Genomic DNA, 14,350 nt, shown 5'->3' on the forward strand with positions numbered 1-14,350 from the left:
GTAACCACGAGACCATATAGGCGCAGAGGCACAGAGGAAAAAACGGAATTGAACTGCAAAGGGCACATAGACCACAAATGACGCGCATCAGCCCATTTCTTCAACACCTAATTCAATAAACCGATTTTATAGTATATCGATAAAATTATTCAATAGAGGGGTAAATAGATGAAGGCACTGGTTACTGGAGGAGCGGGATTTATCGGCTCCAATTTGGTGGAGGAGCTGGTTGATGACTATGAGGTCACAGTACTTGACAACCTGCATACCGGCAGCATCGATAATCTCCAATCGGTAAAGAAGGATGTGAATTTCATCAAGGGATCTTGCAACAACTGCCTGGATCTGGGGCTGCAGCCGGAGGTCATATTTCATCTAGGGATTCCCTCCTCCTCGCCCATGTACAAGAAGGATCCCTTTCTGGTGGGAGAGGCCATAAACGGCATGGTGGCCATAATGGAGCTGGCCCGGAGAAGCGAGGCCAAAAAAGTAGTATTCGCCTCCTCGTCCTCGGTTTACAACGGCGTTCCCACTCCGCACCGCGAAGATGCAACCATACAGGTCAAAGATTACTACACCGAGGCACGGCTGGCCATCGAGAGGGTGGCTGAGCTCTACTATCAGCTCTATGGGATAGATTATGTTGGGCTCAGATTCTTTTCGGTCTACGGCCCGCATGAAGAGGCCAAGGGGACTTATGCCAACATGGTCTCGCAGTTCCTCTGGGGCATGAAAGCCGGAGAGCGGCCGGTCATATTCGGCGACGGTAGCCAGACCCGTGACTTCACTTATGTGAAGGATATCGTGGATGCCCTGCTTCTGACATCAAAGAAAGGTACTGGGATCTTCAATGCTGGAACTGGGAAGGCCTTCAGCTTCAACTACGTGGTGGACCTGATCAACTCCTGTCTGGGATCAGACTTGAAGCCCATTTATAGAGAGAATCCAATCAAGAACTACGTAATGCATACGCTGGCGGATACTACCAGGATGAATAGCCTAGGATTTGCTTCTAGGTACACGCTGAAGGAAGGATTGAAGGAGATAACAGGCTAAGGATTTATAAAATAATCATATGATCTTGCTTAAGGATTTTTTCGTGTTATATCTATATTTAATTCTATATTTTTTCTTATATCTGGACGGGTCTGCTATTGTGATTTGAAGGACAATTAGAGACATCCAAATTTTAATGGGATATGAGGTGAATTTTATGTTTGTGCTTGATATAGGGTGCGGTGAAAAAAAAAATGGATGGTGCTGTTGGAGTGGATAGACGAAAAACGAAAGCTGTGGATGTCATTGCAGATGCTACTAGGCTTCCATTTAAACCAGGGTCGTTTGACCGAGTCTATTCCGCACATACAATAGAGCACTTTAGCCACAGAGAAATTCGTGATGTAGCAATTGAATGGGTTGGAGTTTTAAAGCTTGGGGGTCAAATAGAAATTCGCTGCCCTTGGCTACGTATAAGGGCTCTCTTATTCTTCCTAAAACCTACATCCAAGAATGTAGAAAATATTTATGGTGGACAAGAATATGAAGGAAATTTTCATAAATGTGGCTTCTCTTTCGGTTTGCTTAAGAATTTATTAGAATCAGTAGGAATCAGGCAAATAAAAAGGGTATTTGAAAAAGGGCCTTTTGGTATTCCTTATTGCAGTGATTTGCACATCATAGGTACGAAAAGCGAGCTTATCTGGATTCGATAATTATGTTTTTCTTTGGCTCCTCGCTGTTTTATGTGGGTGGCCAAGAATCCTAAGGTATGATCAGAGTTATCGCACAATTGCCGGGATAGCACAGTTGATGATGGGATCAATACCAATCATCCTTAAAGCCTGACTCATTGCAGGCTTTGTATCATGGATTAAGAATCGATATCCTGAGGTTACCCACACGAAATAGCGAAGAGCCAAAATTTTCTATGGTTTCGGCATACGCATCCTGGATGGATGGCACGCTCAATGTGCTGATGGCGGCTAAGGACTCCGGGCAGTGAGTTTCATCTTCCCATCCTCATCAGCGATCTTCGGAGATGAGCCGACTCTGCCCAAGGTCGCCCTTCCTGAAAGAAGCAAAAGCCTCTGCGTCTCCGTTAGTTGGCAATAGAAACTGACCACTGTAACCACGAGACCACATAGGCGCAGAGGCACAGAGGAAAAAACGGAATTGAACTGCAAAGGGCACATAGACCGCAAAGGACGCGCATCAGCCTATTTTTTCAACATCCAATTCAATAAACCGATTTTATAGTATATCGATAAAATTATTCAATAGAGGGGTAAATAGATGAAGGCACTGGTTACTGGAGGAGCGGGATTTATCGGCTCCAATTTGGTGGAGGAGCTGGTTGATGACTATGAGGTCACAGTACTTGACAACCTGCATACCGGCAGCATCGATAATCTCCAATCGGTAAAGAAGGATGTGAATTTCATCAAGGGATCTTGCAACAACTGCCTGGATCTGGGGCTGCAGCCGGAGGTCATATTTCATCTAGGGATTCCCTCCTCCTCGCCCATGTACAAGAAGGATCCCTTTCTGGTGGGTGAGGCCATAAACGGCATGGTGGCCACAATGGAGCTGGCCCGGAGAAGCGAGGCCAAAAAAGTAGTATTCGCCTCCTCGTCCTCGGTTTACAACGGCGTTCCCACTCCGCACCGCGAAGATGCAACCATACAGGTCAAAGATTACTACACCGAGGCACGGCTGGCCATTGAGAGGGTGGCTGAGCTCTACTATCAGCTCTATGGGATAGATTATGTGGGGCTCAGATTCTTTTCAGTCTACGGCCCGCATGAAGAGGCCAAGGGGACTTATGCCAACATGGTCTCGCAGTTCCTCTGGGGCATGAAAGCCGGAGAGCGGCCGCTCATATTCGGCGACGGTAGCCAGACCCGTGACTTTACTTATGTGAAGAATATAGTGGATGCTATGCTCCTAACCTCAAAGAAAGGTACTGGGATCTTCAATGCTGGCACAGGCAAGGCTTTTAGCTTCAATCATGTGGTGGACCTAATAAATTCCCGATTGGAAACGGATCTAAAGCCAATTTACAGAGATAATCCCATTAAGAACTATGTGATGCATACGCTGGCGGATACTGTTAGGATGGAGATCCTAGGATTTGCTACCAGGTATTCGCTGGAGGAAGGACTGAAGGAGATTACAGGCTAAGGGATTTAAGAATATCCATATGCGCTAACTCAAGGATTTTTAGATATTATATATTCATATTTATCTTTATGCTTATAACCTATTTAAAGCCCGTTTTGTTGGAATTTCTCTTTGCTATTTAAATGCTCTCATTCGCGATCCCAAATGCTAACTATAAAACTGGTCAGCTAAACACGTACAAATAGAGCAAAGATCATAAGTAAATCCTTTGCCTGAGGTTAAATTGTGCAGACCGAGGCTGAGATTAATCAACGCTTTGCCGGGCAGCTCCCCCGCAACCTTGCGGCAAATATCACTTATTTTCTAGCAAGCATCATCATAGGTATACTTCTTGTGCCCTACTTTATCAATACCCTCGGTATTGCTGCCTACGGAATCATACCGCTCGCGACTTCGATCACTAGCTATGTAGCGATTTCCGTCCAATCGCTTAACACCGCAGTCTCCCGGTTTCTCACCATCGACCTACAGCGGCAAGACTACGAAGAGGCGAATAAGACATTCAACACCGCTCTTTTCGGGCTTACCGTGGTCATCCTTCTGATAGTGCCGGTCATCCTCATGATCGCCTGCTTCGCTCCCTCTATCTTCCATGTTCCGAAAGGGATGGAGACCGATGCAGTCCTCCTCTTTCTCGGGGTCTCAGTCGGGTTTCTGATCCGGTCATGGAGCGGAAACTTCACTGTCCAGCTTTTTGCCTATAACCGCCTTGACCTCCAGAACCTTGTCAACTTAACAAACCTCATTATCCAGACCGGATTGATCCTTCTTCTCTTTACCATCCTTGATCCAGACCTCGCCCTGATCGGTGGAGCCTACCTAGTCGGAGCGTTGGTGGCATCAGGGATTGCGATCTTTCTTGCCAAGCGGGTCTGCCCGCATCTAAGGATTTCAGTCAACTCCTTTGACCGCGGAAGGGTAATGGAAATCTGTGGGATGGGATGGTGGGTGGTCATAAATGATATCGGCGCCCTCCTCTTCCTTCAGATCGACCTTATCATTGTAAACCTCCTTTTCGGGGCGCCATCTGCCGGCGAATATGCGATCGTCCTACAGTGGGTCATCCTCCTGCGGGCAATCGCCGGAATGCTCTCGGGCGTCTTGACACCGACAATCCTTTCCTGTTATGCCCGAAAACAGACCGGCACTCTTATCCAAGTCACAAAGAGTGCTGTCAAACTGATGGGGCTTGCCATGGCTCTTCCGATCGGTTTTGTCTGCGGGCTTGCACCTGAACTCCTCACTCTCTGGGTGGGAGATGAGTTTGCCTTCCTTTGGCCGCTGATGATCCTCCTGACATTGCACCTCACGGTCAACTTCTCGGTGATGCCTCTCTTCTCGATTAACATCGCCCACAAATGCGTGCGGGTGCCGGGTATCGTGACATTCTTGATGGGAGTCGGGAACTTCTGCTTAGCAGTCATCCTTTCGCTCCAGACTGAAATGGGTTACTATGGTGTTGCAGCTGCTGGGGCGATCGTCCTTACCTTAAAGAACGCCTTCTTCACTCCCTGGTACGCAACAAGAGTGCTTGGAGTAGGCGCACACACCTTCACCCAGTCGATGCTCCCCGGGATCACTGCTACCGGTCTAATCTGCATCTCGGCCGCAGCCCTTCGTGCAGTCCTCCCCTTTCCTGAAATGCCAGCCATTGTCATTGCTACTATCACCCTGGTTTACCTTGTGGCGGTCTGGGTATTCGGTCTTAATGGATCTGAACGCAAGCTCTTCGGATCCTACCTGCCTCCAGCAGTCAGGAGGATCATCGTATGAAATCAGTAATAGCGAACACGGTTAAACATAATCTCTGCATCGGCTGCGGCATCTGTGCAGCCTTCTGTCCACAGAGCATCCTTGCGATGCAGTGGAACCGCTATGGAGAGTACAACCCAGTAGAGATCTCTCCATGCACCAAGGAGTGTGGTGCCTGCCTGACGGTCTGCCCCTTCACCGACTCAGGCGAAAATGAGGATACAATCGGAAACCGGCTCTATGGAGAAATCCCGGAGATCCAGCACCGCCCTGAGACCGGCTACTATCTCGCATCATATGTTGGATACTCCGAGAAGCATCGAAAGACCAGTGCCTCGGGTGGGATCGCTACCTGGCTTTTGGAAAAGATGCTTGCAGAGGACATCATCGACCATGTCATCTGCGTTACTCCCACTGGTAATCCCGAGAAACTCTTCTCCTTCAGGATATTCAATACTCCCGAGGGCATTCGGACCGGGGCCGGTTCCGCTTATTACCCGGTAGAGATGTCGGGGGTAATCAAGCAGGTCATCGAGGTGCCAGGCAGGTATGCTATCACCGGCCTTCCATGTTTTCTCAAAGCCGTCAGGCTAGCTCAGCAGAGAAATGCAAAGCTAAAAGAAAGGATCGCAATCACCGTAGGCCTTGTCTGCGGGCAGATGAAGAGCAAGCATTTTACTGATTATATAGCGTCTGTTGTTGGAGCGCAAGGGAATGTTATTGGTGTACGATACAGAGGAAAGAGCTTGGATCACCCAGCGACCAATTTTCACTTTGCCTTCACAACTGATGACGGCGAAGTGAAGAAGATCTCTCGGAAAGAGGGGATCTCTGAGGCATGGACGAACCGATGGTTCACTCCGAATGCCTGCAACTATTGCGATGACATATTTGCAGAGTGCGCGGATGTAACTTGCATGGATGCATGGCTCCCAGAATATGCGAAAGATGGCAGGGGAACTAGTCTAATGCTTGTAAGGTCACCGCTAGTGGAAAAAGCTATTGCACGAGGGCAGGGAGCACAGCTCGAACCAATCTCGGTCAATCGTTTGGTGAGGAGTCAAGCAGGAGTTGTGGCGGTCAAACGGCAGCATCTACGGTACCGTATGTATCTCGATCAGGGAAGACGACAAAAGGTGCTAACGAGGATAAGGCCAGAAAAACCGAGAAATTTATTCTTGAGGAGGGAAATCGTTTTGAAGGATGAGATGCGCATAATTAGCAAGGATCTTTGGGCTGACAATATGACAGACACAAAGAGCTTCAGAAAAGCGATGCGCCCGGTTCTGACGCAGCTGGCAATACAAAATACTATTATGTTACCGGTCAGAGTCGCTCATCATCTTCTAATGACGATTAAGGCGACCTACTGAATTAAGCATCGATAATAAATCCTTGACATATCGCTCATTTAATGATTAGAGGTATATTTATTTTTAAATGAATACCCCACAGCTTGCTGCTGGGATGGTCAAGAAACCGACTTAAGGAAAGCGGCATAATCGATACCAAATGGTTGAAGTATTTGTCGGCATTGCAACTATTTGCCTTTAAGAATTGTGCAAAATATAAAGGGCGTTATCGAAGGAGAGTTTTTTAAAAAGCTTTCAGAAGTAAAAAAGCAGCTTTGGGAAGAAGAATTTTAGAGCGATGAGGTTATGTCGGAACTGTAGACGATGGTGTTATAGCTGACACCATATGGAATTATGCTGAAACACAAGGAACGCCTGAAGAAAAGAAATCCCATAAACAAATGAATTTGCTGGATTTCGAATGAAGGCAAACGACTCGAACATGCTTCGCAGCTTGCAGTGGGGTGTGCTGTTTGACTTCAGAGGTAGAATTCCCTAGACCGTTGGAAGATATGGCCGGAAAAATTCTCAAGGAATTGGTTACCTTTCGTTTTGTTGATTGCTATGACTCGCCCGATTTGACTCAAGATTTTTCAGGAATTTTGAAAAATAATATCCATTCAATAGAGCCTTTTCTTTTACCCTCGGCATGGTTTCTTCTAAGTGTTCCTTTATTGCAGTTCTATTAGACCAAACCAAATCAGCAATTTCTATTAACCGGGTGTCATTCAATTGACTTATCTTGATGATATACTGATCCATATCAAGCAAACCGCCTAAAATTCCATTCATTTTATGGCTGTAAGCAATTCCTACAGTAGGAATGCAAAGAGATGTTGCGGCAATTGTTGCGTGCATTCTTGAGCCAATAAAAATATCACATAGTTGAATGATTCCTTTCAGCTCGGCTGCAGAGTATTCATTCTTAATCTGAAAAATCCTCTGTGGATTGTTTGCGTTTTTTATAATTTCACCAATAATTCTTCTATCATCACTGCCAGGAGTATACACATGTGGTATTAATAAAACATTAACATCCCAACTTTTAATAAGATGATCGATAACAGATACCATTGACTGAGTATATGCCTCTTCAGACTCCGCAGGATCGCGATATCTACCGATCAATCCACTAGGATTTATGCCAATAACCGGCCTCGATGTGATTATAATGCTTTCAGATCTCAATATTTCATCAATCCTTGAGCGTGGTGCAGGAGATAAAAGAAATGCTGGGTCAGCAGTAACATGTATCTTTTCTGGATCTATCCCTATTTTCAATAGATACTCTTTGGAAAGGTCTTCGCGGACCAATATCAGATTTACATTTTCGAAAACATAGCGGGCAGTTATACGGTTCAATAAATATCTATAGTATCCAAGACTCTCAGCAAATAAAACTACTGGTTTGTCAAGCCACAGAGCATATATAATATTTAAGAAACCACTCAAAGTGAATTTTTCTCCACTCAAATAGTCTCCTCCGCTATTTATTACAACGTCAACATCATCGTAAATATGGATTCTTGATATGGTGGGCAAACTGGCTTTAAATCCGTATCGTCGCAAGATCTTAACGATAAAGCATTCTAGCAAATATAACCACGCGTTGGGATTCAGAATAGTCTCAGCAGGTAATGGAATGATAGTATTTTGCGAATTTATAGCATCTATCATCCCACCCATATTAATGAATTTGATGTCATCTTCAAATTGATTGATTACAAACTTGGTCGAAGAGACAAGTGCCTCATTACCCTTATTTTTAGGATCAAGATTTAAAATTAGAGCTTTCATAGCAATCTCCATAATGAAGTTCATCGGTCATCAGTTAATACATGGGGAGCGCGATGGGTCGCGAATTCTCCATCCTTTAGAGTGAGGATGAAGTGAACCCTCTCTCATTCTTTGTGCTCACCAAAATTGATTAAACATCACTTCTTTTAGGATGAGTTTATACTTGACACCCTAGCCCAGGCGGTGCCACCCACCTGTGGATAGGATGTGATAAGCTTGAAATTGCGCAGTTTCAGCCGTGACTAAGGTCAAATCACCTCCACATCGTGTTGATGCTCAAGTATTGATACAAAATATTCTATGACAGGCGAGTTAAACAGGATTGTGAGTTGATCCTCAAAAATATTGACATGTTACATAGAGCAAATATATAAAATTCATATAATAGAAATTGTGGCGGATCACGCTCACTTGCTCTTGGAATCCCACCTAAGTACTTCCTTAATAAAAATCGTTCAATAAAAGCCTATGGTCAAGTGGCAAGTTCTTTCGATCTGTGGGAAATGTGACTGCGGATACAATCAAGCACTATATTGAGGGATCTCAGAGGAAACCGAAAGCGGAGATTCAATCGTGCGGGTCCAGGAGATTATGGCAACGAAGACTTGACGATTTCAAGATTCCACAAAACCGGGCGTGAGGGCGTGCGGGCCGAAGCATACTCCATCCTTAGGGTAGGGCGGCCGCACGCAGTCTGATTTTATCAATTTTTCAAAATTTCAAATCACCATATTAGAGATAACGGATGTGTTTATCATAATCGATACCAATGAACCAATTAAGCAGCTTCTTGTGCAACCAATTCTCAATAGCAGATTTCGAACGAGGCTAATTATTATTATCGTTTCCCGATGGGGTAGATTGTTTGCCACATGCTTGTCATAGGTGAAATCAGCATTAATCGAACTATTCAGAGGAGTAAACATATACTGAATAACATATAATAGTAGCATACCAAGGACAGTAGGGCAGTAAATAGGTGGCAACGCAATGAAAAATAAAATATGTGCATATACAGAAAATTCTCAATTAGTTTTAAAAATGATGAAAATATTACGAAAAAAGCTTCTTTATTGTCTTTCTATTATCTCATGGGTACTTGTCGCAATTAGTGCTTTATATTTTAAGCTGTTTCCGACCCTTATTAATACGATAGTTAGCGATATATCTGTAGTAATATTAATATTTGCTCTATTGTTATCAATTATCATTGGTTCTTTTATGATACAATATTTAGAAGAATTGATACTTTTTATGCCCCAATGTTTGTTGATCTGCTTTATTGCGAGGTGCATCCCATATCTTCGATTATCGTACCCAGTGCTTTGGGATCCGTATGCCTTTTTGGTCACATTTCTAAATATACATGAATTCCGGACATTAGAACAAATATATAGTTATTGGTTCCCTCCATTAGAAAATCTAATTAATTGGCCTTTAATGATGATAATGACCGAATTATTATCCCAAATTGGAGGCATTGATCACATGTGGTTATTTAATTACCAACAGCCCATTTTCGGGATGATTTTTTTCTTAGGAGTTTATTTGTTAGCATATTCAGTCTCTCAAAATTATGGAGTATCTCTTATATCTGGACTAATTTCGTCTCTAAGTTCACATGTAATCTTTTATCAGTCAGAATATCACCCTCAAGGATATGCTTTTATAATCCTTGTGTTCTTGCTCGTTGTGTTATCAAGGTCGTGGGAATTAAAGAACAAAATGGAATATAGAATACTTGCTATTATATTTATAATAGCATTTACCACATCTCATTATTTTTCTTCCTTATTTATATCATTTATCTTGATATCTCTTTCCTGCACACTTTTATTTATACTAATAGCTAATAGAAATCTCTCAAGCCCTCAATTAAATATATTTGGAGTGGAATGGACAAGCGAAATATTTTTTTCTAGCATTCTTCTGCTAATAATAGTTCTTAGCTATCACTTTTATGTATTTTCTGGACATATTAATGATTACATTCATATAATTTTTTCTGCAAATCCGTATAATGCCCCCCTTGTCTCTGTTGAGGGTAGTGTTCCTTTTCCAACATATATAATACAAAATATTCGTTTTATTGTACTTATATTGGGATTTGGATCAATTTGTTATACAATGAAAACCAAAACGCATGAAGAGATATTATTTTCGATAATATGCACACTTCTAATTGCACTTGGTATTATTGGAAATACGTTGATTTTCTTGGAGGTTGGTAGGATTGTGGCGTTTTATGAAACGTTGATTGGGGTATTTGCAGCATTAACGCTATTCAGGCTGAGGGATATATGGCTAAAATCACTGAATAAAAGAACGACAATAACTGTATTATTATGCATATTTACAGCAGGAATAATAACATTAACATTCTTTGGAGGAAATTATATTCCTGCTTATTATTTTAAAAGTCTCGGCCAAAATGATTATTATTGGTGTGAAAATAATTTGCCGGATATGCAGAAATATGAGGCTGTTGGCAAGTGGATAGCTGGGTTTAGCCCCGCAAAACCTATAATTTTAATAGATACAACAAGATATTTTATTCATTCTGCCATTTTTTTCTGGGGAGAGACACCACTAGACAGAATTATCGTATTTGAGAGATATCCGTATGATCAAGATAATAATACCTTAATTACTTTTAATATAAAGGGGAATAGAAAAGGAGACAAAGAGCGACAAATAGAGAAAACAAGTAGAGTATACTTCAATGGAGAAGCTGTAATACATTCAGTATAACCAAATGATGTTTTTCCATTCTCCTCATGACGCTTGGTTTCTTGGCAACGTTCCTCGGAACTGTTCCATGTATGCGAAGGAAAAGATGCCTCAATGATCGAAACATTTAAAGATGATCTAGAGCTGTATAACGGATCTAGCGAAAATATTGAGAATTTCTGTTGCGATATATCACCTGCTTTTATATCTGGCATAGAAAATAGTTTTCCTAATGCATCGATAACATTTGATAAATTTCATGTTATGAAATTGATGAATGAAGCCGTTGATAAAGTCGGGCGTGAAGAACAATCACATAATACTTTGCTGAAAAGAACAAGATATATCTGGCTTAAAAATCCCGAGAACCACACAACCAATCAAAATAGGATGTTAACGCCACTAAAACGTATCCGATTAAAAACGGTGAGAGCTTATAATATCAAATTAGCCCTTCGCGACTTTTGGAGCTATGAATCTCGGGAATCAGCCGAGGACTACCTCAAACGTTGGTATTTTTGGGCTACGCATAGCAGACTCGATCCTGTGATCGATTGCGCTAAAATGATAAAGAGTCACTGGAATGGTGTAACTAACTATATTAAAACTAAAATCGATAATGGTATCCTGAAAGGAGCAAATAGTCTGATCCAGGTTGCAAAGGACAGTGCCAGAGGTTTCAGATTAACAAAAAATTTCATTACTACTATTTATCTTAGGACCGGGAAACTCAAATTCAATTTACCCACATGAAACAGCGAGGAGTCTATCTTGGATTAACCCTTATTAGCTTACATCTATATAATGATAAGAGATTAGGCGTTTAATTGGCTTATTGAAGAATTCTTCTATTTCCGCGTCGAGTTTTTAAGATATCCTTGAGACTCTAGACGCTGATAGATTCTCAACTCCAAGGGTTGAGATTCCTTGAACACGGCATTGCTTTTCCCTTAAAGGAAATTTCCCGGAATTGAGGCTTCTTATGCCTTAGTTCTCATGCTCGTTTTTTTCAGAGATAATTCCTTATAGCCGTTCATGTGTGCTTTTCGGTGTTTAGTTCTCTGATACAGTTCTGCATCAGCCTGCGGTATCGCATCCAGTTGCTCGACCAGGTTCAGTTTCATAAAACTATAACCTATTAGAGACTCACATCCCCTTTATTTGAAGTCAATATATATATTAAAGCTGCACCAAATCCGTTAAGATCTCCTTCAGCAACTATAAGGCCATTTTTTACAACTTCTCTATGAGGGCCAATGTCGAACGCAACGACAGATCTTCCACAAGCTTGAGCTTCGACTAAAGGCATATTAAATCCTTCTACTAAAGAACACGTAGCATAGACATCGCATGCAGCGTAATAACTCGGCAGCTCTTCATCAGCCACAAATCCAGCAAAAGAAACTCCTGGATCGCAATTTCTCATTAAACTTTCTGCATAGGGTTTATTGTAAGCCCTGCCTACAATAATTAGCTTTGCATTGGGGATTTTCATCTTTACGATTCTGAAAGCAGATATTAAAAAATGGATGTTCTTCGTTGGGGTTATTCGTCCAACAAAAAGAATTACAGGATCATCGAATTCAATATTGTACTTTTTCCGGATGTATGTTCCATCTAGATTATTATTATTAAATCTACTATATTCAATTTCATCATAGACTACTATACTCTCAACGCCTTTTTCTTCCCTGAGCATGTCTTTCGAATGTTCGCTTATTGAGATAATGAAATTGAATGTTTTTATCTTTCTCCAATTAAATGGAGAAATAATCAGATTATAGAGCCGCTCTCTCAATGTCATTAAACGAGATTCGGTAATATGATGATGCCAATAAATTATTTTAGATCCATGAAATAATTTCGCATAATAGGCTACATTTACTAATGTCTCCTGATGAACGATGATTAAATTTGTTGTTTTGAGTTTGGAGCTAAGCCTTATTGATTTCCAAAGGTTAAATGGGAATAATGCCCTATATAATATACTTAATTTAGATGTAGACGTTCCTGTGCAAGATTCTATGATCTTAACGCTGAAGTCAGTGGGATGAATATCAGATTCAAATGTAAAGACAACCACAGAGTAGCCCATTGCTGTTAATTCCTTAGCCTGCAGTTCGGCTACTCTACTGGCCCCTTCAGATTTCAGGAAGAAAGAGATCAATATTGCAACCGTGTACAGAGACGCCTCCCCCGGAAGGATCATCTTAATCAATTCAGAAAATTGAAAATCGCCTTTGAAAAAAAGTTTTGATTCGCATTCAGGAACATTCATGGCTTTCTCGCCTCGCTAAATCAAACTGAGCATTGTTACCCCACTCAAAATGAATGGGGTATGCTTCGGGCAGAGTACCCAGTTTCTCGGAAGTCAGAAATCATTATGCCTACGTTTCCCAAATCGGACTTCAGAAAGGACTCCACCCCTGATAATAACTCGCCAGTTTCATGGTTAGCATTTGGGCACAATCCAATTCTCTTTACCCTCATGTTGTTAGTGCCGTCATGATTAGCTTGTGAACAGCAATTCTCTTGCAACTTGATCTATACTATAAATAATCTAAATAATTTTTCCAATTTGCTTCAGAAAAATTATTTATAAATTCTTGTCTGCAATTCTGAGACATTATAGTTTGATTTGACAATATAAATTTAAGACCTGCTATCCATTCACTGACTGACGAACCCAAATTTACTAAATATCCTGTTTTCCCATGAGAAGCTACTTCAGAGATTCCACCTACATTTGTAGACAAAACTGGTGTTCCATACATAAATGAAGTTAATATAACAGAGCTTTGTGTTGAGACTTTATATGGAGCAATTGTCATAATGCTACGGCTTAGATTATCTCCAATTTCATAGTCGCTGATTCTCTCTTTAAAATATATTTCTAAATTCTTTTTAATATATTTTTTATCTCGAACCGGCTTTCGAGTAATTAAGAGATAATCTAGATCCAGATCTTGTGTATTATCTATTATTTTAAGAAAAGTTTCTGGAGATTTTGAAGGAACAGGTGGCCCTATAAAAGTTATATATCTTCTTTTTTCATTTCTATCATTATGTCCAAGGTCTTCATACATTAAAGGTATGAATATTACATTCCTTTTAAATTTTTTATATCTTTTTTTAAAAAGATTTCTCGCCACATTAGACGAAAGGACAACGGTATTCACATTATTTACTAATTTTTCTTGAAAAAATTCAAACGTATGTAGCCAATATTGGGATGCTCCTCCATAGATTTTTTTATTTTCAGCATACGGTTCCTGCATATGGTATATGTATTTGATCTTATTTCTTTGCGCTAGTTTAGCTAAATAATAATTTAAAAAAGGATGGAAATTATACATATAAATATAATCAGGTCTCTCACTTATAATTTTTTCCCTTAAAATTGCAACATTCCTTAAATCAAAACCATCCCGAATAGCAGAAAGGATATCGGTAGAATTACCAATAAAAATAGTATTTTTTTTTGGTGATCTGTTAGCATCCAATCATACTCCTTGCTAAATAAATATCTAACAGAAAAT

10 protein-coding genes and 2 pseudogenes are annotated in these 14,350 nt (G+C 41.1%); 9 read left to right on the plus strand and 3 right to left on the minus strand.

Annotation, left to right across the window (positions count from 1 at the left end; translation table 11 throughout):
* The first annotated feature begins 168 nt into the window (after positions 1-168).
* From IPI63_RS03080 to IPI63_RS03105, 6 genes and pseudogenes are all read left to right on the plus strand, one after another.
* Positions 169-1,056 (plus strand): NAD-dependent epimerase/dehydratase family protein, encoded by an 888-nt coding sequence (locus IPI63_RS03080; RefSeq protein ID WP_292476565.1) that lies wholly within the window; start codon positions 169-171, stop codon positions 1,054-1,056.
* A gap of 182 nt (positions 1,057-1,238) precedes the next feature.
* Positions 1,239-1,712, plus strand: coding sequence for a methyltransferase domain-containing protein (locus IPI63_RS03085; RefSeq protein WP_292476566.1), 474 nt, complete (start codon positions 1,239-1,241; stop codon positions 1,710-1,712).
* 580 nt (positions 1,713-2,292) lie between these two features.
* Positions 2,293-3,180: an NAD-dependent epimerase/dehydratase family protein gene (locus tag IPI63_RS03090; protein WP_292476568.1), complete on the plus strand. Its 888-nt coding sequence runs from the start codon at positions 2,293-2,295 to the stop codon at positions 3,178-3,180.
* A gap of 225 nt (positions 3,181-3,405) precedes the next feature.
* Positions 3,406-4,953: a lipopolysaccharide biosynthesis protein gene (locus IPI63_RS03095; RefSeq protein WP_292476569.1), complete on the plus strand. Its 1,548-nt coding sequence runs from the start codon at positions 3,406-3,408 to the stop codon at positions 4,951-4,953.
* Positions 4,950-6,305 carry a Coenzyme F420 hydrogenase/dehydrogenase, beta subunit C-terminal domain gene (locus tag IPI63_RS03100; RefSeq protein WP_292476571.1) on the plus strand — a complete coding sequence of 452 codons (1,356 nt, stop codon included), beginning with the start codon at positions 4,950-4,952 and terminating at the stop codon, positions 6,303-6,305. The genes IPI63_RS03095 and IPI63_RS03100 overlap by 4 nt, the downstream gene beginning before the upstream one ends.
* Positions 6,306-6,518: 213 nt before the next feature.
* Positions 6,519-6,709, plus strand: a pseudogene (locus IPI63_RS03105) (IS200/IS605 family transposase); the annotation flags it as partial.
* Positions 6,710-6,824: 115 nt separating this feature from the next.
* Here the strand turns inward: IPI63_RS03105 and IPI63_RS03110 are convergent.
* Positions 6,825-8,105 carry a polysaccharide pyruvyl transferase family protein gene (locus tag IPI63_RS03110; protein WP_292476572.1) on the minus strand — a complete coding sequence of 427 codons (1,281 nt, stop codon included), beginning with the start codon at positions 8,103-8,105 and terminating at the stop codon, positions 6,825-6,827.
* Positions 8,106-8,333: 228 nt separating this feature from the next.
* Here IPI63_RS03110 and IPI63_RS03115 point away from each other — a divergent pair.
* From IPI63_RS03115 to IPI63_RS03125, 3 genes and pseudogenes are all read left to right on the plus strand, one after another.
* Positions 8,334-8,721: pseudogene (locus IPI63_RS03115) on the plus strand (transposase).
* A gap of 809 nt (positions 8,722-9,530) precedes the next feature.
* Positions 9,531-10,832, plus strand: coding sequence for a hypothetical protein (locus tag IPI63_RS03120; RefSeq protein WP_292476574.1), 1,302 nt, complete (start codon positions 9,531-9,533; stop codon positions 10,830-10,832).
* A gap of 33 nt (positions 10,833-10,865) precedes the next feature.
* Complete coding sequence (locus IPI63_RS03125; protein ID WP_292476575.1) at positions 10,866-11,564, plus strand: transposase; 699 nt, start codon at positions 10,866-10,868, stop codon at positions 11,562-11,564.
* Positions 11,565-11,949: 385 nt separating this feature from the next.
* Here IPI63_RS03125 and IPI63_RS03130 read toward each other — a convergent pair whose 3' ends face one another.
* Both IPI63_RS03130 and IPI63_RS03135 read right to left on the minus strand, forming a co-directional pair.
* Positions 11,950-13,020, minus strand: a complete 1,071-nt coding sequence (locus IPI63_RS03130) for a glycosyltransferase family 4 protein (protein ID WP_292478189.1) — start codon at positions 13,018-13,020, stop codon at positions 11,950-11,952.
* Between the two features lie 340 nt (positions 13,021-13,360).
* Entirely contained in the window at positions 13,361-14,314 is a 954-nt protein-coding gene (locus IPI63_RS03135) for a glycosyltransferase (RefSeq protein ID WP_292476576.1), read from the minus strand.
* Positions 14,315-14,350: the final 36 nt, after the last annotated feature.

Origin of the sequence: Methanothrix sp., assembly GCF_016706325.1 — an archaeon.
Lineage (GTDB): Archaea > Halobacteriota > Methanosarcinia > Methanotrichales > Methanotrichaceae > Methanothrix.

What these genes read in the sequence shown, in the direction of transcription:
- IPI63_RS03100 (WP_292476571.1), top strand. Translation starts at nt 4,950, where the DNA reads ATGAAATCAGTAATAGCGAACACGGTTAAACATAATCTCTGCATCGGC.
- IPI63_RS03130 (WP_292478189.1), bottom strand. Translation starts at nt 13,020, where the DNA reads ATGATCCTTCCGGGGGAGGCGTCTCTGTACACGGTTGCAATATTGATC.
- IPI63_RS03090 (WP_292476568.1), top strand. Translation starts at nt 2,293, where the DNA reads ATGAAGGCACTGGTTACTGGAGGAGCGGGATTTATCGGCTCCAATTTG.
- IPI63_RS03120 (WP_292476574.1), top strand. Translation starts at nt 9,531, where the DNA reads ATGACCGAATTATTATCCCAAATTGGAGGCATTGATCACATGTGGTTA.
- IPI63_RS03080 (WP_292476565.1), top strand. Translation starts at nt 169, where the DNA reads ATGAAGGCACTGGTTACTGGAGGAGCGGGATTTATCGGCTCCAATTTG.
- IPI63_RS03110 (WP_292476572.1), bottom strand. Translation starts at nt 8,105, where the DNA reads ATGAACTTCATTATGGAGATTGCTATGAAAGCTCTAATTTTAAATCTT.